23 protein-coding genes are annotated in these 21,386 nt (G+C 32.6%); 7 read left to right on the plus strand and 16 right to left on the minus strand.

What is annotated here, in order from left to right:
• Position 1: 1 nt before the first annotated feature.
• Together gap and lipA are read right to left on the minus strand one after the other, a co-directional pair.
• Positions 2-1,000: a type I glyceraldehyde-3-phosphate dehydrogenase gene (gap, locus tag PMI10_RS02110; RefSeq protein ID WP_007803981.1), complete on the minus strand. Its 999-nt coding sequence runs from the start codon at positions 998-1,000 to the stop codon at positions 2-4.
• Between the two features lie 73 nt (positions 1,001-1,073).
• Positions 1,074-1,940 carry a lipoyl synthase gene (gene lipA, locus PMI10_RS02115; protein ID WP_007803982.1) on the minus strand — a complete coding sequence of 289 codons (867 nt, stop codon included), beginning with the start codon at positions 1,938-1,940 and terminating at the stop codon, positions 1,074-1,076.
• Positions 1,941-2,182: 242 nt separating this feature from the next.
• Between lipA and PMI10_RS02120 the strand changes: the two genes are divergently transcribed.
• Positions 2,183-3,043: a M48 family metalloprotease gene (locus tag PMI10_RS02120; RefSeq protein ID WP_035631202.1), complete on the plus strand. Its 861-nt coding sequence runs from the start codon at positions 2,183-2,185 to the stop codon at positions 3,041-3,043.
• A gap of 62 nt (positions 3,044-3,105) precedes the next feature.
• Here PMI10_RS02120 and PMI10_RS02125 read toward each other — a convergent pair whose 3' ends face one another.
• From PMI10_RS02125 to PMI10_RS02175, 12 genes are all read right to left on the minus strand, one after another.
• Entirely contained in the window at positions 3,106-3,486 is a 381-nt protein-coding gene (locus tag PMI10_RS02125; RefSeq protein ID WP_007803986.1) for a PH domain-containing protein, read from the minus strand.
• Positions 3,487-3,555: 69 nt separating this feature from the next.
• Positions 3,556-4,230 (minus strand): DUF4184 family protein, encoded by a 675-nt coding sequence (locus tag PMI10_RS02130; RefSeq protein ID WP_369792089.1) that lies wholly within the window; start codon positions 4,228-4,230, stop codon positions 3,556-3,558.
• Positions 4,215-4,289, minus strand: coding sequence for a DUF4184 family protein (locus PMI10_RS22415; RefSeq protein ID WP_369792090.1), 75 nt, complete (start codon positions 4,287-4,289; stop codon positions 4,215-4,217). The genes PMI10_RS02130 and PMI10_RS22415 overlap by 16 nt, the downstream gene beginning before the upstream one ends.
• A gap of 112 nt (positions 4,290-4,401) precedes the next feature.
• A complete protein-coding gene (locus tag PMI10_RS02135; RefSeq protein ID WP_007803989.1) occupies positions 4,402-5,229 on the minus strand; it encodes an energy transducer TonB in 828 nt (275 codons plus the stop codon).
• 158 nt (positions 5,230-5,387) lie between these two features.
• Positions 5,388-5,939: an RNA polymerase sigma factor gene (locus PMI10_RS02140; protein WP_007803993.1), complete on the minus strand. Its 552-nt coding sequence runs from the start codon at positions 5,937-5,939 to the stop codon at positions 5,388-5,390.
• Positions 5,930-7,036 (minus strand): glycosyltransferase, encoded by a 1,107-nt coding sequence (locus tag PMI10_RS02145; protein ID WP_007803995.1) that lies wholly within the window; start codon positions 7,034-7,036, stop codon positions 5,930-5,932. The genes PMI10_RS02140 and PMI10_RS02145 overlap by 10 nt, the downstream gene beginning before the upstream one ends.
• Positions 7,037-7,122: 86 nt before the next feature.
• Positions 7,123-7,737, minus strand: coding sequence for an FMN-binding negative transcriptional regulator (locus tag PMI10_RS02150; protein ID WP_007803997.1), 615 nt, complete (start codon positions 7,735-7,737; stop codon positions 7,123-7,125).
• 11 nt (positions 7,738-7,748) lie between these two features.
• Positions 7,749-8,207, minus strand: coding sequence for a GNAT family N-acetyltransferase (locus tag PMI10_RS02155; RefSeq protein WP_007803999.1), 459 nt, complete (start codon positions 8,205-8,207; stop codon positions 7,749-7,751).
• 66 nt (positions 8,208-8,273) lie between these two features.
• Complete coding sequence (murB, locus tag PMI10_RS02160; protein ID WP_007804002.1) at positions 8,274-9,287, minus strand: UDP-N-acetylmuramate dehydrogenase; 1,014 nt, start codon at positions 9,285-9,287, stop codon at positions 8,274-8,276.
• A gap of 192 nt (positions 9,288-9,479) precedes the next feature.
• Positions 9,480-10,541: a glycosyltransferase gene (locus PMI10_RS02165; RefSeq protein ID WP_007804004.1), complete on the minus strand. Its 1,062-nt coding sequence runs from the start codon at positions 10,539-10,541 to the stop codon at positions 9,480-9,482.
• Between the two features lie 101 nt (positions 10,542-10,642).
• Positions 10,643-11,320 carry a DUF2461 domain-containing protein gene (locus PMI10_RS02170; RefSeq protein WP_007804006.1) on the minus strand — a complete coding sequence of 226 codons (678 nt, stop codon included), beginning with the start codon at positions 11,318-11,320 and terminating at the stop codon, positions 10,643-10,645.
• A gap of 199 nt (positions 11,321-11,519) precedes the next feature.
• Entirely contained in the window at positions 11,520-12,599 is a 1,080-nt protein-coding gene (locus PMI10_RS02175; RefSeq protein ID WP_007804008.1) for a DNA replication/repair protein RecF, read from the minus strand.
• Between the two features lie 243 nt (positions 12,600-12,842).
• On the opposite strand from PMI10_RS02175, the gene PMI10_RS02180 reads away from it, so the two are divergent.
• The 6 genes from PMI10_RS02180 (at position 12,843) to PMI10_RS02205 (ending at position 19,094) form a co-directional block, all read left to right on the plus strand.
• Positions 12,843-13,622 carry a tetratricopeptide repeat protein gene (locus PMI10_RS02180; protein ID WP_007804010.1) on the plus strand — a complete coding sequence of 260 codons (780 nt, stop codon included), beginning with the start codon at positions 12,843-12,845 and terminating at the stop codon, positions 13,620-13,622.
• Between the two features lie 84 nt (positions 13,623-13,706).
• Positions 13,707-14,279 (plus strand): 6,7-dimethyl-8-ribityllumazine synthase, encoded by a 573-nt coding sequence (gene ribH / locus PMI10_RS02185; RefSeq protein WP_007804012.1) that lies wholly within the window; start codon positions 13,707-13,709, stop codon positions 14,277-14,279.
• A gap of 212 nt (positions 14,280-14,491) precedes the next feature.
• Positions 14,492-16,378 carry a DNA mismatch repair endonuclease MutL gene (gene mutL / locus PMI10_RS02190; protein WP_007804014.1) on the plus strand — a complete coding sequence of 629 codons (1,887 nt, stop codon included), beginning with the start codon at positions 14,492-14,494 and terminating at the stop codon, positions 16,376-16,378.
• Positions 16,375-17,124 (plus strand): rhomboid family intramembrane serine protease, encoded by a 750-nt coding sequence (locus PMI10_RS02195; RefSeq protein WP_007804017.1) that lies wholly within the window; start codon positions 16,375-16,377, stop codon positions 17,122-17,124. Before mutL ends, PMI10_RS02195 begins: the two co-directional genes overlap by 4 nt.
• Before the next feature lie 44 nt (positions 17,125-17,168).
• Complete coding sequence (locus tag PMI10_RS02200; RefSeq protein WP_007804019.1) at positions 17,169-18,029, plus strand: rhomboid family intramembrane serine protease; 861 nt, start codon at positions 17,169-17,171, stop codon at positions 18,027-18,029.
• Between the two features lie 48 nt (positions 18,030-18,077).
• Positions 18,078-19,094: an endonuclease/exonuclease/phosphatase family protein gene (locus PMI10_RS02205; RefSeq protein ID WP_007804020.1), complete on the plus strand. Its 1,017-nt coding sequence runs from the start codon at positions 18,078-18,080 to the stop codon at positions 19,092-19,094.
• Between the two features lies 1 nt (position 19,095).
• On the opposite strand, the gene PMI10_RS02210 is transcribed toward PMI10_RS02205, so the two are convergent.
• Entirely contained in the window at positions 19,096-19,710 is a 615-nt protein-coding gene (locus PMI10_RS02210; RefSeq protein ID WP_007804023.1) for a WbqC family protein, read from the minus strand.
• A 95-nt stretch (positions 19,711-19,805) separates the two neighbouring features.
• The gene (gene lepB / locus PMI10_RS02215) at positions 19,806-21,368 is read right to left on the minus strand and encodes a signal peptidase I (protein WP_007804026.1); all 1,563 of its coding nucleotides are present in this window, start codon (positions 21,366-21,368) and stop codon (positions 19,806-19,808) included.
• Positions 21,369-21,386: the final 18 nt, after the last annotated feature.

Raw genomic sequence — 21,386 nt, forward strand, 5'->3', positions numbered from 1 at the left:
CTTATGTTTTTTTCATCAGCAAAATCAGATCTATAAGTCTCGATGAATAGCCTATCTCATTATCATACCATCCAACCACTTTTACCATTTTATCTATGACAGATGTTAGTTGTGCGTCGAATAAACATGAATGTGTATTGCCTATTACATCAACTGATACGATTGGATCTTCTGTGTAATCTAATATTTTTTTAAAACGCGTTTTTGATGCTTTTTCAAAAGCATTGTTAATTTCCTCTATTGTTACAGCGCGTTTTACGTTAAATGTAATGTCTGTTAAAGAACCGTCCGGAACCGGGACACGAATACCGCAACCTCCAATTTTCTCATGCAATTCAGGGAAAATTTTCGTCAGTGCTTTCGCTGCTCCTGTTGTTGTCGGAACAATTGATTGGCTGGCCCCTCTTGCTCTTCTTAAATCTTTATGCGGTTGATCGTGTAAACTTTGATCAGTTGTATACGAATGTATTGTAGTAATGTATGCTTGCTCAATTCCGCATAATTCATCAATAATCTTAATCATTGGAGCAGCATTGTTTGTTGTGCAGCTTGCGTTTGAAACAATTTTTTCGCTTCCGTCTAAAATACCTTCGTTAACTCCTAAAACAACAGTTTTTATTGTATCTACCTCTGATGGAGCTGAAAGTATTACTTTTTTTGCCCCCGCTTCAATATGTGCATTTAACTCCTCGTATGTTTTGTATTTTCCGGTAGATTCAATTACAAAATCAATATGGTGACTTTTCCAGTCTAAATTTGAAATCTTATTTTCATGAAAAAATAAATAATGCTTTTCATTAACGATAATGCTTTTTTCATCATAGGAAACTACAAAAGGTAAGACCCCATGAATACTGTCATATTTTATTAAATGTGACATCGTTTTGTTATCTGCAATATCGTTAATTGCAACAACTTCAATTTCAGGATGGTTTAAAAGTAATCGAAATAAATTTCGGCCAATTCTTCCAAAACCATTTATTGCTATTCTTGTTTTCAAGCTTTTTGTTTATTCGGTAAATCGTTTGTTGTTTAATCGATTTGTCAATTAAACAAGTAAACGGTTGAACTTTTTATAAAATGTGTTTTTGTGCTTTGTATGATGAACGAACAAGCGGGCCACTTTCTATATGACGGAAACCAAGCTCAAGACCAAATTTCTCGTATTTGGCAAATTGATCCGGAGTAATGAATTCTTTTACAGGTAAATGTTTTTTACTTGGCTGTAAATATTGACCAATAGTTACTACATCAACATTAGCATTACGTAAATCAGTCATAGTTTGAAAAACTTCTTCTTCTGTTTCACCAAGTCCTAACATAATTCCTGATTTAGTCCTGTTAATTCCTTTTTCTTTCAAATAACGTAAAACTTCCAGACTACGATCATATTTTGCTTGGATACGAACTTCACGTGTTAAACGACGAACGGTTTCCATATTGTGGGAAACAACTTCAGGATTAGCCTCTACAATTCTGTCAAGATTTCTTTCTATTCCCTGAAAATCAGGAATTAAAGTTTCAAGCGTTGTGCCTGGGTTCATACGTCGAATTGCTTTCACAGTTTCAATCCAAATAATTGAACCGCCATCTTTCAAATCATCTCTGTCCACACTTGTAACTACTGCATGTTTGATATTCATAATTTTTATAGATCGGGCTACTTTTTCAGGCTCATCCCAATCGACTGTTTCAGGTCTTCCGGTTTTTACACCACAAAAACCACAAGAACGGGTACACACGTTACCCAGAATCATAAAAGTTGCAGTTCCTTCTCCCCAGCATTCCCCCATATTAGGGCAACTGCCTGAAGTACAGATGGTGTTTAAACTATATTTGTCTACCAAACCACGAAGTTCAGTGTATTTTTGTCCAATCGGAAGTTTTACTTTTAACCATTTAGGCTTTCCGGTTGGTATATTTTCTACTACGGTTTCCATATATTAAATTTGACACTACAAATATACATAAAGTTGTATAAGTTAGGAGTGTGTATAATTGTTATCTTATCGATTTTATCAGTTGATTGTCGATAATTTGTTAATTCTGTATAATAAATTAGATAATAATTTGAATAATACAATGAAGTTAGCTGTTCTAAGTGTTAATAAAAATAAATATAATTCGATTTATGTTTTTACTTCTAAGTATATTTGTTGTTGTTAATTCAAATATAAAAATGATGAAAAATAAGTTTATAGTTTTAGGAATCCTATTTATTTCTTTTGGTGCAGTTAAAATGAATGCACAAATTAATCTTGGAGAAAAAGCCATCGGGGCTCTTCAAAAAGGAGTTACCAGTTTTACTTTGACGAATGAAGATGCCGCTAAATTATCAAAAGAAGCGGTTGATAAATTAGATGCTGAACACGTTGTAGCTGCAGCAACAGATCCTTATGCAGTAAGATTAAACAGAGTTTTTGGAAAACACACTAAAGGGGAGGGTTATACTTTAAATTATAAGGTATATAAACTTAAAGAAGTAAATGCATTTGCGACCGCAGATGGCAGTGTTCGTGTATATTCAGGATTAATGGATATTATGGATGATAATGAATTGCTTGCTGTTATAGGCCATGAAATCGGGCACGTTGCCAATAATGATTCCAGAGATGCTATGAGAGCAGCATATCAAAAAGAAGCCCTTCTTGATGGGGCCTCCTCGCAATCAGCAACAGTAGCTTCTGTTACTGACAGCCAATTGGGTAAAATTGGAAGCGCTATGATTGATAGCAAGCATAGCCGTAAACAAGAAACCGAAGCTGATTTGTTTTCATATGATTTTTTGAAAAAGAATGGCTACAATGTTAATGCTGAGGAATCTGCATTTCGAATTTTAGCTAAAATGAGTGAGGGTACCGAGGCTTCTTTTATTGACCAGATGATGAGTTCGCATCCGGAATCTCAAAAAAGAGCAGACGATGCTAAAAAAAGAGCAGAGAAAGATGGTTTGTATAAGCCTTATGTACAGCAAAAAATAGTAAATACAGCTCCTGTAAAAAAAGCGGCAGCTAAAAAAACAACGGCTAAAAAAAAGAAATAATAATTTCTGACAGGAAAAAATAAAACCCGACAAGTTTCTAAAATTTGTCGGGTTTGTTGTTTTTAACCTAAAACGTGGTGTGCCAATACTTTTTGTACTTCATACACATTTACCGATTTATTAAATTGTTTGATAATGCTGGGTTGTTGTTCGCTTGAAACCCAAATTTTTAATTCGGCGTCAAGTTCAAAAGTTCCTGCAGTTTCTACGCTAAATCGAGTAATACTTTTGTATGAAATTGATTTGTACTCAGTTTTACTGCCCGTTATTCCTTGTACATCAACTAAAATTAACCTTTTGTTAGTGAAGATAAAAGTGTCCCGAATTAATTTAAAACCCATTTCGATTTCTTCATTATCAGTTAAAAGCTGACCGTATTTTTTAAGTAAATCTTCCTGGCTTACTGAACCAGCGTTGCCAAGAATAGCTGAAAATATTCCCATTTTTTATTGTTTTTTAATTTTTAATACAATCTTTTTATGAACTGTAAAAGTAATTGATTTTGTCAGTTTTTATAAATTGTTTTTTAATTTTATAGCGAAGGGTGTTAATATTAAGGAAATTAAAAAAGCTGAAATTACAGAAACGATGATATGACCGTAAGCTCTGTAATTTACTATGATTAATAATCTGATTAATGTTATTATGGTTGTAAAAATAATTAAAAGAGGCCAGTATATTTTATTTGAAGGATAAGCAGTTGTGTTATTTTTTGGAAGTTTTAGTATTGTAATCATAATAATTATTCCTCGAGTTAAAGTGCTTAAATGTTGAGCGATTTTTAAAACAGGGATATCTTTATCAAAAAGGAAAACGGAGTTTCTGAGTACTGAAATATTATTGACAAAATAGCCATGATCGTGAGTAAAGCCATCCCAAAAAAGATGTGATGCAATACCAATCAGAGTTGAAATAATTATTACGACCCAATTTCTTTTGAAGTAATTATTCCAATTAAATTCTGTGTAGGCTAAAATCCTTGATTGAATGTTGTTTGGTAGATTTTTAAATAATTCATCCCTGATTATATTATGAAAAATAAAAGAGAGTAAGATTGTTAAAGGTAAATCAAACCAAAACATTCCATAAACTGTATGGCTGTAATTACTTTGAACTTTCATTCGAATAAAATATTCAAAATCGGGTGTTAAACTTCCAATAATAAGCCCCGTTAATGAGAAAACCATTTTCGGGGTAAATATTTCAGTGGCAAAATTATTGCCGGATGTGAAAAAGTAAAAGGCATTTTGGAAATTATAGGATTCAAACGAAGTTAAACTTATTTGTCTTAATTTCTTCATGGTTGTATTAAAAAGGCATAAAAAAAGCAGAACCTAAATTCTGCTTTCTTGTTTTTATTATTCTGCTTCTGTTTTTATTGTTATCGGAAGGTTATAGGCTGTTCGAACTGCTTTCCCGTCTAATATTCCGGGAGTCCATTTTGTTTTTAATGATTTCAAAACGCGAATAGCTTCTTTTCCTAATCCGTATCCGGGATCATTTTTTACAATTATGTCTGTCATTGAACCATCTTTTTCGATTACAAACGAAACATAAACTCGCATTGTTCTGTCGGCATCCAATTCTGGTTTATTGAAATTATTCCCTACATAAGTGTAGAATTTACCAATTCCTCCAGGAAATTCAGGTAATTTGTCTAAAATAGCAGAATTTACAGGATCATTAATATTTCCTGTAGATGGTGCAACTTCTCCGCCACCGCCACCGGTAGTTGGTAATGTATTCACTGCTGTTCCGGTTCCAGAATTTGTATTGTTAACAATAGGAGCGTTCTGTGTATTTGGTGCAATTACATCAGGCGTAGCTTGAGCGGCAGCGGTTACAACAGGATTTGTTAATTGCGTGCTGATAGATTGTGCTGCAGGTTCGCTTTGTTGCGGAGGTGCAATTGGTTCAGGTTCTGCTGGTTTTACTAAATCAGGAGTTAAATTGATCGGCGTAATTGGGCATGAAACTATTGTCGGTTCAATAATTTCATGTGGTATCAATTTACTAATCAGCATTGACGCACTTCCTAAAGCAGCTATAATCAACAAACTCGTGAATAGCGCTGTAATTGAATTTTTAGAACTCTCCTGGCGTAATTGGTACGCGCCGTATTCTTTGTTTTTGTTTTCGAAAACAAGGTCGGTCCACTTGGTTTCATAGATGCTTAATTTAGACATAGTTAATGGATTTAAAAGGTTAAGTAACATTAAATCATAAGCAATAAAGGTTTTAGTTTTAACTAAATAACGAAAACAAAAGAACTTTGGTATGAGAAATATTTATTTTTTTAAGAATAAAGATAGGGATATTTTATTCTTTTATTAAAGATATAAAATTATCTGTTACGCTCGATGATTTCTGCTAATAATTTTTTAGCACGAAGCAGTTTTATTTTTACATTGCTTAGAGGCTCATTAATTTTGAGCGCAATTTCCTGATAAGTCATCTCCTGAAAGTAACGTAACTGAATTACTTCCTGATAATGTGGTTTTAATTCTTTAATACACTGTAGTAAACGAGAAAGATTCTGCTCATTGATTAAAGCATCTTCAGCAGACAGGGTAGTATCGGCAACATTGTATGCCTGTTGATCTTCGGAATCAGTTATTTCGACAAAAAGATTGGTTTTCTTTTTACGCAACAAATCAATATAAACGTTTTTTGCTATTGCAATCAACCAGGTGTTGAATTGAAATTCAGAATTATAACTTGCTATTTTATCGAATGCTTTTGAGAAAGTTTCAATAGTGATATCTTCAGCTATGGTTTCGTTTTCGGTACGTTTTAACATAAAACCGTACACTTCATTCCAGTAAAAATCTAATAAAAAAGTAAAGGCAATCTGATCGCCTTTTTTTGCTTTTTCTATTTTAGAATTTATTTCCAATGTACAGGTTTTGAAAAGGTATTAGTTATAAAGATATTAATTTGAGTTAACATAAGTATGATTTCTACAATCGGAAACCAAATTTTAAGATCATTTTCTTTTAATTTTCCGGCAGAGAACCCAATTACAGTCCAGGCAACCGTATAGCGAGTTGCAAAAATAGCCAGTACAGCAATCCATTGAAATTGGAAAGCCAATAAAATAATAACTAATAAAAAGAAAAATAATTGTGAACAGAAGAAAAGTCCTAATTGCAATTTGTCAAAAAACTTGTAATGTTCTGCAGTAGAAATATGTCTTCTTTTTTGAGTAAACCATTCTTTATATGTCACTTTTGGCTTTGAATAAGTAAAGCTTTCAGGCGCATAAGAGATGGTAGTGTTAGATTTATTTGCAGCTTGGTTTATGAATAAATCATCATCGCCGGAACGAACCTGAATATGATCAATAAAACCATTTACATTAAAAAATTCATCTCGTTTATAAGCTAAATTTCGTCCTACTCCCATATATGGAGCGCCTAATTTTGCCCAGGAAAAATATTGCACCGCTGTCAATACAGTTTCAAAACGAATGATTTTATTTAGAAATGAACGCTCTGTTTTTTCATAACCGCCATAACCCAAAACAATGGTTTTGTTCATAGTGAACTGAGAAGTCATCGCTGTAATCCAGTCTTTTGATGTTGGATAACAATCTGCATCAGTAAATAATAGATAATCTTTTTTGGAAGCTTTGATACCTAATGTTAAAGCATATTTTTTATTGCCCCAAAAAGCTTCGTTATTCTCCACTTTTACTAAACGAATGTTTGAATATTCTTTTTCAAATTGTTCAAAAACCTCTAAGGTTTCATCACTGGATGCATCGTCAATTAAAACAATTTCAAAATCAGGGTAATTTTGCTCAGCTAATAACGGAATGTATTTTTTTACATTCTCTTCTTCATTTTTTGCACAAACAATTACAGAAACAGGAAAATTTTTCGGAACAATACTTTGTGGTTTCCCAAAAGCAAATTTTCCAAAAACTCCCAGATAATAAGAAAGTTGAATAACGACAATAACAATAAAAGAGTAAAATATGTATATAAGCATTTGTTTTATTTAATGGCTATTAATCTCTGAATCTTGCGAGTGCAAAGGTAATTATGAATTCCTAATTTTCAATGTATAAAACCAATTTACTTTCGGCATTTCGACATTTCTTTTGCAATAGCAATGGCCTGGGTGTTTTCTGTCTTTTCCAACTCCGAAATTACATTCTTATAATTATGATCGTCTCTGTTTTGAGACAGTTTTTTTGTTGCCTGAATTTCATCAATTTCAATCTCAAAACCAATTATTCCTCTTGCTTCACGCATTGTTTTTGCTGATAAATTCTCAACACGAACCGGATTTTCTGAGTTAGCCTCATATTTATCAACTAATTTCTTAAGTGATTCAATAGTAGCTGTTTCATCTGTAATTTTTATACGGCCGTAAACATGTACGGCTATATAATTCCAGGTCGGGACATTTTCGTGATCATACCAGGAAGAAGAAATATAGCTATGCGGACCTGAAAATACAACTAAAACCTGATCGTTTTCTGCAAAACCTTCTGCTTGTGGATTTAATTTTGAAATATGTCCCTGTAGAATTTCTTTTCCGTCAGCATTGATTTCAAGTTCTATCGGAATATGCGTAGCACATAATTTTCCGTGAGTCTGATTAATCAGAATTCCAAAACTATTTTCTTTCAAAAAAGTTCTGATAGATTCCGGATCTTCATTTTTATATATTTCAGGTGTATACATTTTTATGAATTTTATTTCAAAGATTTCCCAAAACATATGGCTTCAGGTCGATCTGTATATTTTCCGTAATTCGGAATTACTTTGTATTCTTGTTTTTGGTAAAATTGGATGGCTTCCCGATTTTTTACCCGCGTTTCTAAAACCAAATCACTATAACCGATTGCTTTTGCTTTGTTTTCTAAAAAAGACAAAATTGTTTGTCCGATTCTCTTTCCGGGAAATTTAGAATACATTCGTTTGACTTCACCAATATTTTTGTCAATTGGTCTGATCGCTCCACAACCCACAATTTCATTATCGATTTCAGCTATAACAAAAATAAATTTTGAATTGTCGTATTGCCAATCTGCAAAAGAATTCTTTCCGTCGCTTCCAAAACGAAGATAAAGATTTGCTGACAATTCTTCTATGATTGCCAGAACTTTTTCGTCATCTGGATTTGTTATTTTTATGGAAAGGTTTTGGTTCAATTTATTTGAAAAATAATGATGATTTTATGGTTTGTTCCACCATGCGGAATTGAGATGTTTCGTGTTTTAAATCACATTTACTTCAGCCTCAATGTGAATACCAAAAGTTTTGAAAACGGTATCCTGGACATCTTTTGAAACCGCTAAAATTTCCTGCCCGGTCGCATTTCCATAATTTACCAAAACCAAAGCCTGATTTTTATGAACGCCGGCATCACCAAAACGTTTTCCTTTAAAACCGGCTTGCTCGATTAACCAGCCTGCCGGAACTTTTACTTCGGTTTCTGAAACTTCATAATATTTCATTTCAGGAAATTTCTGGTGGATTTTCTCGAAATCTGATTTTAATAAAATAGGATTTTTAAAAAAACTTCCGCTGTTTCCTAATTCTTTAGGATCCGGTAATTTGCTTTGTCTGATTGTAATTACAGCATTGCTTACATCTTTTAGAGTTGGGACAGAAATGTTATTTTTGGATAATTCAGCCAAAATATCTCCGTAAGAAGTATTGATTTTATGATTTCGTTTTGTCAGTTTATAAATTACCGAAGTGATAATATATTGGTCTTTAACTTCATGTTTGAAAATACTTTCCCGATAACCAAAATTACATTCTGCATTAGTGAAAGTTTTTATTTCCTGAGATTCAATATTCATAGCTTCACAAGAGACAAACGTATCTTTTATTTCGGTTCCGTATGCGCCAATATTCTGAACCGGAGTTGTACCAACGTTCCCGGGAATTAGGGACATGTTTTCTAAACCTCCAAAATTATTGTCGATTGTCCAAAGAACAAAGGCGTGCCATATTTCGCCGGCCTGACTTTCAACCCAGACAAAATCATCGTTTTCTTGAATAATTTTCTTGCCTTTTAAATCAATATGAATCACCAAAGCATCAATATCTTTCGTTAAAAGCATATTACTTCCGCCGCCTAAAACAAATTTTTTCTGGTTTTTGTTTTCTTCTAAAATAGTTTTTAATTCGGCAACCGAATGTACTGCAACAAATTGTTTTGCCTTGGCTTCAATGCCAAAAGTATTGTAGTTTTTTAAAGAAAAATTGGATTGGATTTCCATAAATAAAAGGGCTTTTTGAAGAATTGATTCTGAAATCAAAAGTAAGGATTATAATTTATTTGAGTTCGGTTTTGAATAAATATACCTGAGTTAGTTTAGTTTTTAGATAAAATCTAAACTAAGGATTTTCTAAATTTAGTTTTTGTTGATTTTCTAAAATAATAGAGATTTAAATTTAAAAAGTATAAGGCATTAAAAATTTCGCTGATCCAGTAACTCATGATACTTATCCGCAATAATCTTCATATTAATATCATAATTAGCATTTTCTTCCACAAATTTTCGGTTTTGAAGAATCGCCTGATTTCGAGATTCAGGATTTTCAAAAGACCAAATGAGTTCTTCGGCAAGCATTTCGATATTATCTATTTCTATTAATTGTCCATTTTCCCGATGTTTTATCCAACTCTGATTTCCCGGGATATCAGAAACTACCGGATAACAATTGCAGGCCATTGCTTCAAATAAAGAGGCCGAAACACCTTCGGTAATTGGCATGCTAATATAAATATTCGATTGTTGTAATAATTTTGGAAGTTCCGTATTCGGAATTCTTCCTGTAAAAATCACTTTAGTTTCTATTTGTAAATCTTTGGCTAAATCTTTTAAATGCTGTAATCTTGTTCCGTCACCAACAATAGTCAACAAAAAATCAATTCCTTTTTGGTTTAAAATAGAAAAGGCTTTTAAAATTGAATCATGTCGGTATTCTGGTTGAAGAGAACGGGTGACAATAGCTTCAATTTTGTTTGAATTGTTGATGAAAGGAGTGAAAAGCGATAAATCAATTCCTTTTGGCAAAACCAAAACTTTACTCATATCAACGCCAATTTCCTTCATCGAAATCGTCATTACAGGTCCCCAGGCATGAATTAAATATGCTTTTTTGAAAGCATATTTCTGAATGAATTTCTTAAAAGGCAATAAAACCGAACCTTCAGGCCATAAATCAGTTCTTCCTTGCTGTGCAATCGCAATAGTTTTTCCGCCGGACAAAGCAGCTAAGAAACCGTAACTGGTTGTCCTTTCGGCAATAACCATATCTGGTTTTTCCTGTCGAATGATTTTGCGAATAGCAATTGGAGAAAAGAAATATTCTGCAATCCGTTTGAAACGGTTGAGTTTTGTGTTATTTGGAGTTTTAAGTTCCCAGGTTATAATTTCAAAATCGCCAAATTCTTTCAACCCTTTTATCCACGTTATAGCATCAGCGCGGTAGGATTCTCCTAAAAAAAGTATTTTTCTTTTTTTCATTTGGCAAACTTAATTTACTTTTTCGTAAATAAAAATATGTTTTTTGCCACGAATATCACGAATTCACTCAAATTAATTAGTGAAATTCGTGGCGGAAAATTTTAAAGTTCATCAGTGTCTAAAGCACGGTTTATGAATTCGTTTAAAGGTTTCAATGCAATTAATTTCTGGCTCATTTTAGCAACAAAATCTTTTTGAGTCACTTCTTTAATGTCATATTTTTGAGTAGCAATAAAACTTTTTAATTTTAAAAATTCAATTGCAGGATGCTCTTTTTCATAACCCCGAGGTGGATTTTTAAGCGAATTATTTTCGTTTATATCTAAGTTTCCAAATTCTTTTTTAAAGTTTTTATTACCTAAAATTTCTTCTAAGTCCTCATGGAAAAATGCAATCTCTTTACGTACTTTTTTTAAATCATCAGGTTCAGGAGAGTAAAATCCTCCGGCAATAAAACTGGCACCTTTTTCTATATGCACATAATATCCTGCACGATTTAAACCTTTAATGCCACCGGATATCCAAATACCTAAATGTGCTTTGTAAGGAGATTTATCTTTAGAAAATCGAATATCACGGTTGATTCTAAACGTACAGTTTTTAACTTCAAGCAATTCTAATGAAGGATCTAATGGCTTCATCACATCCAGAAAATCACTCACCAATTGGTGATAATCTTTTTTGAAGATTTCGTATCGTTTTTTATTATCCTGAAACCAGTCTCTGTTGTTGTTGGCTTTTAAATCGTCTAAAAATTGCAATGATTCTTTCGTTAGCATATTTCGGTATTTATTGCAGTTATTTTTAATTTCTTCCGCTAAATTAATAATTTCTCTTTTAGGAGAGGTGTTAAGTTTGTCGTGAATTGTACTAATTTACACAAATTAAGGCTTGTTAAAAATTTATTTCAGAGAATTCATCAACAAACTGAACAGAAAAAAAATTAGTGATAATTTGTGTAATTCGTGGCGAAAAAAATCACAAATTAAATATTTTATAACTCTGATGTGTCGATTTTACAATCGTTTCTGTACGTTCCGGATGCGTGTCTGAAATAAAAAGCTGTCCGAAAGTTTCACTATTTACCATTTCGATAATTTTAGAAACACGGGTTTCGTCTAATTTGTCAAAAATATCATCAAAAAGTAAAAGTGGTTTTACACCGCTTTGTTTTTTCAGAAATTCAAACTGAGCCAATTTTAAGGCTATCAAAAATGATTTTTGCTGACCTTGTGATCCGAATTTTTTTATTGGATGTGAATCAATTTCAAAAGACAAATCATCTTTATGGATACCTGAAGTTGTATAATGTAATGCACGGTCCTTATTGATACTTTCTTCTAAAAGAGTCAATAGATCTTTTTCGAATAAATGACTTTCGTAAACCAATTGCACCGTTTCTTCAGATCCTGTTATCGCTTGGTGATGGATATTAAATATAGGTATGAATTGTTCCAGGAATTCTTTTCTTTTTTCGAAAATCGATTTCCCAAAAACATTTAATTGTTCATTATATATAGATAAAGTGTCGTTGTCAAAAGTGTGGTTCAGAGCAAAATATTTCAGCAGCGCATTTCGCTGTACAATTACTTTTTGATATTGAATAAGCTGATGTAAATAAGTCGAATCTAGTTGTGAGATTACGCTGTCCATGAATTTACGGCGTGTTTCGCTTCCTTCAACAATTAAATCACGATCAGCCGGAGAAATAATTACAAGTGGAATAAATCCGATATGGTCTGAAAATTTATCGTAAGCCTTACCGTTTCTTTTTAGTACTTTTTTCTGTCCTTTTTTTAAACTGCAGACAATCTGCTCCATTCTGTCATTTTTTTCTAATTCCGCATCAATTACAAAAAACTCTTCTCCGTGTTTGATATTTTGAACTGCCAATGGATTAAAATAACTTTTTCCGTACGCTAAATGATAGATTGCATCGAGCACATTGGTTTTGCCAATTCCGTTTTTGCCGACAAAACAATTGATCTTGCGGTCGAAATCAAAGCTGACTTCGGAAAAATTTTTATAATTGAATAAAGAAATCTTGTTTAAATGCATTTTTAAGGAGCTGTAATGATAAAATTCAATGTTTTTGGAACATCAAAAATTAGAGGGTGCAAATTATTGAAAAATATCGATATAAAAGGCTTTTAGCGTGTTTCAGGATGAATTATTTTACGCCTGAAAGGAAAGGAGTTACGATTATTGAAATTATTTTTTTTAAAATAGATATAAAATTGATTTTTTTTACGTCGGTTTCAATAAAAATTTTATTTTTGCCGTTCACTAAATTAATTTTAAATGGCTACTTACAATAAAAGAGGATATAAGACACCAAAGGAAAAGGAAGTTAAAGAAGTAAATGAAGAGCAACAGGTAATTATTGACGAAAAAGACAGTACAACAGCTGGTGTTTTTTCAAAATTAGATGAGACTGCTTCAAAAACTGAGGATTGGGTGGCTAAAAATCAAAAAATCATTATTGGTTTAGTTGCTGGTATTGCGATTGCCACTATTGGATATTTGGCTTACCAAAAATTTATTGAAACTCCAAAACAAGATGAGGCTGCAAACGAAATGTTTGTTGCTCAGCAAAATTTTAAGCAAGCAACTGAAGGTGTGGCAAGCGATTCATTATATAAATTGGCTTTGAATGGTTCTGAAGGGAAATTCGGATTCGTTCAGATTGCTGACCAATATTCAGGAACAGATGCCGGAAATTTAGCAAACTATTATGCTGGTATGGCATATTTGAATACTGGTAAATTTGATGAAGCAATTAAATATTTAGGAGAATTTAAATCTGAGGATTTGATTTTAAGTGCTTTGGCAAAAGGTGCAATTGGAGATGCTTACTCTCAAAAAAACCAACAAAAAGAAGCTTTAGACTATTATGTAAAAGCTGCTGAATCTAACAAAAATGATTTTACAACGCCTCGTTTCTTGCTAAAAGCCGGTAAAACTGCTTTAGCTTTAGGTCAGAAAGAAGATGCTTTGAAATATTTTACAGATATTAAAGAAAACTTCGATGGAACTCCAGAAGCAGCTTCTGTTGATGTATTGATTGGATTAGCGCAATAATAAAATTTATAGAGTTCAGATTTTAGATTTTAGATTCGTATTTTAGCAATCTGAAATCTATACTCTAAAATCTAAAATATAAAGATGGCTACTGAAAATAAAAATTTATCAGAATACGATAAAAACACAATCCCAAATGCGAAAGACTTTCGATTTGGGATTGTTGTTTCTGAATGGAATGAAACCATAACCGAAGGACTTTATAATGGCGCTTTCGATGCATTAATAGATTGCGAAGTTCCTGCTCAACAAATTATCCGTTGGAATGTCCCGGGAAGTTTTGAATTGATTTATGGTGCAAAAAAAATGTTGCAAACGCAAAATGTTGATGCAGTTATTGTTATTGGATGTGTAATTCAGGGACAAACCAAACATTTTGATTTTGTATGTGAAGGGGTTACACAAGGAATCAAAGATTTGAATGTTCAAACCGACATTCCTGTTATTTTTTGTGTACTTACCGATAATAATATGCAGCAATCTATTGACAGAAGTGGAGGGATTCATGGAAACAAAGGAACCGAAGCGGCTATCGCTGCTATAAAAATGGCATATATTCGTCAACAGGCTTCCATGTCACATCCGTTTATTCAGCCTTTGCTGTCTTCCGGTGCAATTCAGATTGAGGAAACTCCTGTAAAAATAGAGAACGAATAAAACACAATTGTTTTAAAAATACTAAAACCTGTACTGTGTAAAAATAGTATAGGTTTTTTGTTTTTTTTATGACTGATGAAATTCTAAAACCCGATAGAAATTCATTAAATTTGTACATCTTTGTTTTAAAAACAGAAACATAATAATAGTATATATCTGAGATTTTACAATACGTTGAATTAAAGATTAAACCTTAAAACTTAAATTTTTTAATGTCGAGTATCATTCAATTACTTCCTGATCATGTTGCTAATCAAATTGCCGCTGGAGAGGTGGTTCAAAGACCCGCTTCAGTTGTAAAAGAATTGTTGGAAAATGCCGTGGATGCAAAAGCTACCGACATTAAATTGATTATAAAAGATGCCGGAAAATCATTAGTTCAGGTTATTGATAATGGTTTAGGAATGAGTGTTACTGATGCCCGTATGTGTTTTGAACGTCATGCGACCTCAAAAATACGTCAGGCCGAAGATCTGTTTTCGCTTCATACAAAAGGTTTCCGCGGAGAAGCATTAGCATCTATTGCTGCGATTGCCCATATGGAAATGAAAACCAAACAGGATCAGGAAGAACTGGGAACGCACATCGTTATTGAAGGAAGTAAATTTATATCTCAGGAAGTTGCGGTTTTACCAAAAGGGACTTCGTTTGCCGTTAAAAATTTATTTTTTAATATTCCGGCCAGACGTAACTTTTTAAAGTCGGATACAGTCGAATTTCGCCATGTTATGGATGAGTTTCAACGTGTAGCTTTGGCACATCCGAATATTCATTTTACTTTTTATCATAATGGAAGTGAAATGTATAATTTGCCAATTTCTAATTTTCGTCAGCGAATTGTTGGTATTTTTTCAGGGAAAACGAATGAGAAATTAGTTCCTGTAAACGAAGAAACAGAAATTATCAGTATTCAGGGATTTGTTTGTAAACCCGAATTTTCCAAAAAAAACAGGGGAGAACAGTTTTTCTTTGTAAACGATCGTTTTATAAAAAGCGGCTATTTGCATCATGCTGTTATGGCTGCATATGACGGACTATTAAAAGATGGTTGTCAGCCTAGTTATTTCTTATATCTTCAGGTTCCGCCAAATACAATTGATATCAACATCCATCCGACAAAAACAGAAATCAAGTTTGATGATGAACAAGCTTTATACGCTATTTTAAGAGCCTCAATCAAACATAGTTTAGGACAATTTAATGTTGCACCTGTTTTAGATTTTGATCGTGATGCTAATTTAGATACACCATATCATTATAAAGATCTGGAAGGTGAAACTCCGACGATACAGGTTGATGGAACTTTTAATCCATTTACGGATGATAAAACAAATCAGCATTATTCCAAGTCAGGTTCTGCCTCAAGTTCGGGTTCCGGTTCTTATTCAGGTTATTCTAAAAGGGTTGAGCCAACAGCCAGTTGGGAAAGTTTATATATTGGTCTGGAAACCGATAGTATAGAAAGTTCACCTTTTACATTTGAAAATGAAGAAGTAACTTCGTCGTTGTTTAATGATGAAGATGTAGATCAGGCGATTCAGAAAACATATCAGATTCATAAAAAATATATTGTTTCGCCTATCAAATCAGGAATGGTAATTGTTGATCAGCAGCGTGCACATCAACGTATTTTGTATGAGCAATTCTTACTGAATATGACGGTAAATCAGGCTTCAAGCCAACAATTGTTATTCCCTTTGAATTTGTTTTATACCTCTGTCGAAATGGAATTAATTGAAGAATTGAAACCTTCACTGGAAACAACAGGTTTTGTTTTTGAAGATGTTCAGACAGATCATGTTGTGATTTCCGGGATTCCCGTAAATATTACTGAAAGCGAAGTTTCTCTTGTAATTGAACAATTATTAAGTGATCTGCAGGACGGAATTCCGGCAAGCAGTTATAGTCAGAATGATACTATTGCCAAATCGATGGCAAAAAGTTTAGCGGTTAAAACCGGATCTTATTTAACCGAAAAAGAACAGGATAATTTAGTAAACGGTTTGTTTGCCTGTAAAGATCCGAATATTTCACCTTTTCAAAAACCAACTTTCATCACCATGCGTGTTGAAGATATAGATAAAAAGTTTGCCTTATGATGAATATGACTCCCGTAGTAAAACAATTATTGATAATCAATATTATATTTTTTATTGGCGCACAGTTAGTACCTGTTTCTTATGAGTATTTTGCGCTTTTTTTTCCTCAAAATCCCGGATTTCAAATTTGGCAGCCTATTACCCATATGTTTATGCATGGTGGATTTGCTCATATTGCATTTAATATGTTTGCTTTATATTCGTTTGGTTCTACGCTGGAACATTTTTGGGGAGGAAAGAAATTTTTATTTTTCTATATTTCATGCGGATTAGGTGCAGCTTTGGTGAACTTTGCAGTTAATTATTATTTTTATCAGGATGGTTTACATATTTTGGAATCCAGTGGATTAAATAGAACTGACATTTTGCAGATTTTAAGTGAGGGAAAGATTGACTCAAGATGGCAAGATATTTTGAGCGTATCTCAATATCAGCGTTTTACAGGGGCTTACTTTGGTACTGTTGTTGGGGCTTCTGGAGCTATTTATGGATTATTAGTTGCTTTTACTTTTATGTTCCCTAATGCAGAATTAGGTATAATGTTTATACCGATTCCAATAAAAGCAAAATATTTTGTTCCAATTTATATGTTGTTGTTTGATGGATTCTTTGGTATTTTTGGAAATTCTCTTATGGGGATTGAGTCCGGAATAGCTCATTATGCTCATATTGGCGGTGCTTTATTTGGTTTTTTAATTATGTGGTATTGGAAAAAGAACCAGTTTAATAATAATCGTTGGAATTAATTTTTAACTTTAAGTAATCAATAATAAAACCAAAGAAAGCTTTTATGAATATTCTGGACGATTTAAAACTGCAATATAAATTAGGAGGCATCGCGATACGTGTTATTTTTTGGAACATTGCTTGTTTCTTGATTTCGCTATTTTTTTATCAATTTTCTATTGGCCAGTTTGATTTTCCAAATTGGTTGGCCTTGTCGTCTGATCCTACAGTTTTCTTATTTAAACCCTGGACATTTTTAACATATGCATTCTTTCATGACGGATTTTTGCATTTGTTGTTTAATATGATGGTTTTAAATTTTGCAAGCCAGTTATTTTTAACCTTTTTTACCCAAAAGCAATATTTAGGATTGTATATTTTAGCTGCTATTTTTTCCGGGGCTGTATTTGCTTTGAGTTATTATTTTCTAAATTATTCAGCCTCTATTGTTGGTGCTTCAGCTGCAATTATGGCAATTTTAGTAGCTACGACTACTTATCAGCCCTTAATGAATGTTCGATTGCTATTGATTGGAAATGTAAAATTATGGCATATTACAGCAGTAATTTTAATTTTAGATTTGATGCAGTTGAGGTTGGGTAATATGGGTGGACATATTTCACATCTGGCAGGAGCTGTTTTTGGCTTTATTTTTATTAAATTGCTCCAAAATGGAACAGATTTGAGCTTAATAGTTTCTAAAATATTAGATTTCTTTATAAATTTATTTAAAAAATCACCAACACCCCCTTTCAAAAAAGTTCATAAAAATTATAAAAAACCTACACAGACAACCACATCAAGAATTGTTACGAAAGATAAAACGCAACAGCAAATTGATGAAATTTTAGACAAGATTAGCCAATCTGGTTATGATTGTCTGACAAAAGAAGAAAAGGAATTTTTGTTCAAAGCAGGAAAATAATCCGGTAATTAAGACAATATGAAGAACCTGTCGTGGTTTAATAAAATAATGTTCTTTTTGAATATAATACTGACTGTATTGACTTTTAGTATCTATATTTTGCCATTTTTAGCGCCCAAAAGTTTTCCTCTGCTTTCGGTATTAACACTCTTTATGCCGGCCTTTTTTGTGCTAAACGGAATGTTCTTTATTTATTGGGCGATTCAGTTTAAAAAGCGCCTTATTTTGTCTGGTCTGGTTCTGCTGACAGGTATTACATTTATTAATAAATTCTATAAAATAACAGGTAAAGAATATATAGAAGACGAAAAAGATTTTTCAGTAATGAGTTATAATGTACGTCTTTTTAATGTTTTTAAATGGTTAGATCGAGATGACATACCGTCAAATATTAAAGCTTTTATAGATGAAAAAGATCCTGATATTCTTTGTATTCAGGAATATTCCAATTCAGCTCATCTTGATTTAAAAGTTTATCCGCATCGTTATATTTTTATTGATGGAAACCAGATAAAGACCGGGCAGGCTATTTTTTCGAAATTTCCTATTATATATGAAGGAAATATTGTTTTTCCCAAGTCAGATAATAATGTGATTTATGCCGATATAAAGCGAGGAAAAGACATTATACGTGTTTATAACATGCACTTGCAGTCCATTAAGATTTCTCCTGATGTAAATGAAATTTCAAATGATATTGATAATGTTAATCAACAAAAATCACAACTTATTTATAACAGAATAAGTAAAGGATTCAGGCAGCAGCAGGAACAGGCGGAAATCTTTAAGGAAAATATAAAGCAATGTAAAAATCCAATTATTATTTGTGGAGATATGAATAATAGTCCATTTTCATATGTGTATCGAAGCATAAAAGGAAAACTGAAAGATACCTTCGAAGAAGCCGGGAAAGGTTTTGGAGCAACATATAAATTCCGCTATTATCCGGCGAGAATTGATTATATTTTTACAGACAGTAAAATGAAAGTAAAACAATTTGAAAGTTTTTCTGATTTCGAAAATTCAGATCATTATCCAATCATGGCGAGGCTTTCTATCGAATAAATTAAATTATCTTTTGATTTTTAAGATAATCCATAGCAAATTTACCCTCATTAAAAAGTAAATCTAAAACACTCAAATTGTTTATAAATCCGTGTTTATCATCAAAAACCTGAGTGTATTTTTCGAATGAATTAGCATCTTTTTTTCCATTGGCCAAATATCTGAAGTCCGAAACGTTTTCCGGGACAGGGAAATATTCTGTTGTTTTATGAAATTCAAATTTCATTCTTAAACAGTTGGTAACAATGTCTAAAACCTCCATATTTAAATCCATTAAAAAAGTATGTTTTTTTTCGAAAACAGGAACAATATCATCTTCAAAAAATTCAAAAAAAGGGGAACTTCTATAGGCTGCTTCCAATGATTTGAAGTGTTGTTTTTGCCAGTCAAATTCGTTTTCAATTAAAACATCTTTAGTTTTTTGATGAGCTGTTTTTGAATGTTTTACAGGAATGTTTAAAAGTTGTATTCCGTTTGGGCTGTAAATATAAGTACGGTTTCTGTTAGTTTGTTTTTGGAAATTATCCTCTATTTCAAAAGTGATATTCTCAGATTGTGCCATAACTGCAAAGTGGCTGATCGAAGGGAAATAGGTAGGGAGTAATAACGAGTTCATATGTGTCTAAAGTTTTATAAGATCAAAAGCCAAAAGCCATAAAAACAAGATTTTATACTTGACTTTATGACTTTAGGCTTTAAACGTTTGACTGTTTATTGTTTGCTTTCTTTTCTTTTTTTCCAAAAATATTCCCCAACAAAAAATGCTGCTAAAAGAATCAGAAAATATTTGAAATAGGATTGAGGTTGACCTTCGCCGTCAACAGTTGTAAAAACCCTGTCCCAGCGAATTTTATTGATACCTTTTCCGTTTGTGTCCCAACTCATCCAGATGAAAACCGGTTTTCCTACGATATGATTTTCAGGAACGTATCCCCAATAACGGCTATCTTCAGAATTATGGCGGTTGTCACCCATCATCCAATAATAGTTTTGTTTGAAGGTGTAAGTAGTAGTTGGTTTTCCATTTATCAAAAATTTAGAGCCATCCAACTGTAATGTGTTTCCTTCGTAATTTGTTATTATTTCTTTGTAAAAAGGAAGTGATTCATTTGTAAGGGCAACTGTTTTTCCTGCTTCCGGAATATAGATCGGACCAAAATTATCCTGGTTCCATTTGTTAATATGTGGAAAAATAGCATTGTCATCTCCTTTAGAGATTTGTCTTTTTACATTTGTAACCCCGGGAGTATTTCTTAAACGCTCGGCACTGGCATCTGTTAATGCTGCAAAATATAATGTATCTCTTTTTTCCTGGTCTTTGAATCCCAAAACGTCAACAAGATTTACGTTAAGTTCTTTTAAAAGCGGTTCAAAATCGATTGGAGTTTTACCATCTAATGCAACGGCATATGAATATTGTGGTTTTGCTCTTTCAGGCAAAATTAATTTTTTTCCATTAATAAAAACATAACTATCTTTTATAGACAGGCTGTCACCAGGAATACCTACACATCTTTTTACATAATTTGATTTTTTGTCTATAGGTTTTATTACACCTGGTCTTCCTTTTGGTTCAAAAAAGTAATGTACTGTATCTACTGGCCAGTTAAAGACTACGATGTCATTGTTTTTGATTTTTTCTAAAGCCGGCAATCTGAAATAAGGCAGTTGTGGCCAGCTTAAGTAAGATTTTCTTTTAGTCAAAGGGATCGAATCATGAACCATTGGTAATGCAATAGTTGTCATAGGAACTCTTGGGCCATAGTTTACTTTACTAACAAATAAGAAATCCCCAATTAATAGCGATTTTTCTAACGAAGAGGTCGGAATTGTAAAAGGCTGTACTATATAAGTGTGTACCAATGTTGCTACGATTATAGCAAAAAGCAATGAACTTACTGTATCAGCAGTTCTGTTTTCAGGAGTTAATTTTCTGTCGGCATTATACTCTAATTTTTGAGTATAGTTTACATAATAAATATAAAACCCTAAAGTGAAAATTCCTAAAATAGTATCTAATGTAGATTTTTTTCCGAATGTTCTTAAGGTTTCTACCCAAACAACCGGAAACATAATAAGATTGATAATTGGGATAAACAGTAGTATTGTCCACCAGGTTGGTCTTCCAATAATTTTCATTAAAATAATTGAATTATACACAGGAATTGCGGCTTCCCAGGATTTTCTGCCAGCTGCCTGATATAATTTCCAGGTTCCCAGAAAATGGATTACTTGTATAGCCAAGAAAAAAACAAACCAATGATAAAGTGTCATAATTTTATATTTTAGTTC

Origin of the sequence: Flavobacterium sp. CF136, assembly GCF_000282055.1 — a bacterium.
Taxonomy (GTDB): Bacteria; Bacteroidota; Bacteroidia; order Flavobacteriales; family Flavobacteriaceae; genus Flavobacterium.

Bases quoted from the DNA above. Each gene is read 5' to 3' on its own strand.
- lipA (WP_007803982.1), bottom strand. From the start codon at position 1,940: ATGGAAACCGTAGTAGAAAATATACCAACCGGAAAGCCTAAATGGTTA.
- PMI10_RS02120 (WP_035631202.1), top strand. From the start codon at position 2,183: ATGAAAAATAAGTTTATAGTTTTAGGAATCCTATTTATTTCTTTTGGT.
- PMI10_RS02125 (WP_007803986.1), bottom strand. From the start codon at position 3,486: ATGGGAATATTTTCAGCTATTCTTGGCAACGCTGGTTCAGTAAGCCAG.
- PMI10_RS02130 (WP_369792089.1), bottom strand. From the start codon at position 4,230: ATGGTTTTCTCATTAACGGGGCTTATTATTGGAAGTTTAACACCCGAT.
- PMI10_RS02135 (WP_007803989.1), bottom strand. From the start codon at position 5,229: ATGTCTAAATTAAGCATCTATGAAACCAAGTGGACCGACCTTGTTTTC.
- PMI10_RS02145 (WP_007803995.1), bottom strand. From the start codon at position 7,036: ATGCTTATATACATATTTTACTCTTTTATTGTTATTGTCGTTATTCAA.
- PMI10_RS02150 (WP_007803997.1), bottom strand. From the start codon at position 7,737: ATGTATACACCTGAAATATATAAAAATGAAGATCCGGAATCTATCAGA.
- murB (WP_007804002.1), bottom strand. From the start codon at position 9,287: ATGGAAATCCAATCCAATTTTTCTTTAAAAAACTACAATACTTTTGGC.
- PMI10_RS02165 (WP_007804004.1), bottom strand. From the start codon at position 10,541: ATGAAAAAAAGAAAAATACTTTTTTTAGGAGAATCCTACCGCGCTGAT.
- PMI10_RS02170 (WP_007804006.1), bottom strand. From the start codon at position 11,320: ATGCTAACGAAAGAATCATTGCAATTTTTAGACGATTTAAAAGCCAAC.
- PMI10_RS02175 (WP_007804008.1), bottom strand. From the start codon at position 12,599: ATGCATTTAAACAAGATTTCTTTATTCAATTATAAAAATTTTTCCGAA.
- PMI10_RS02180 (WP_007804010.1), top strand. From the start codon at position 12,843: ATGGCTACTTACAATAAAAGAGGATATAAGACACCAAAGGAAAAGGAA.
- ribH (WP_007804012.1), top strand. From the start codon at position 13,707: ATGGCTACTGAAAATAAAAATTTATCAGAATACGATAAAAACACAATC.
- mutL (WP_007804014.1), top strand. From the start codon at position 14,492: ATGTCGAGTATCATTCAATTACTTCCTGATCATGTTGCTAATCAAATT.
- PMI10_RS02195 (WP_007804017.1), top strand. From the start codon at position 16,375: ATGATGAATATGACTCCCGTAGTAAAACAATTATTGATAATCAATATT.
- PMI10_RS02200 (WP_007804019.1), top strand. From the start codon at position 17,169: ATGAATATTCTGGACGATTTAAAACTGCAATATAAATTAGGAGGCATC.
- PMI10_RS02205 (WP_007804020.1), top strand. From the start codon at position 18,078: ATGTTCTTTTTGAATATAATACTGACTGTATTGACTTTTAGTATCTAT.
- PMI10_RS02210 (WP_007804023.1), bottom strand. From the start codon at position 19,710: ATGAACTCGTTATTACTCCCTACCTATTTCCCTTCGATCAGCCACTTT.
- lepB (WP_007804026.1), bottom strand. From the start codon at position 21,368: ATGACACTTTATCATTGGTTTGTTTTTTTCTTGGCTATACAAGTAATC.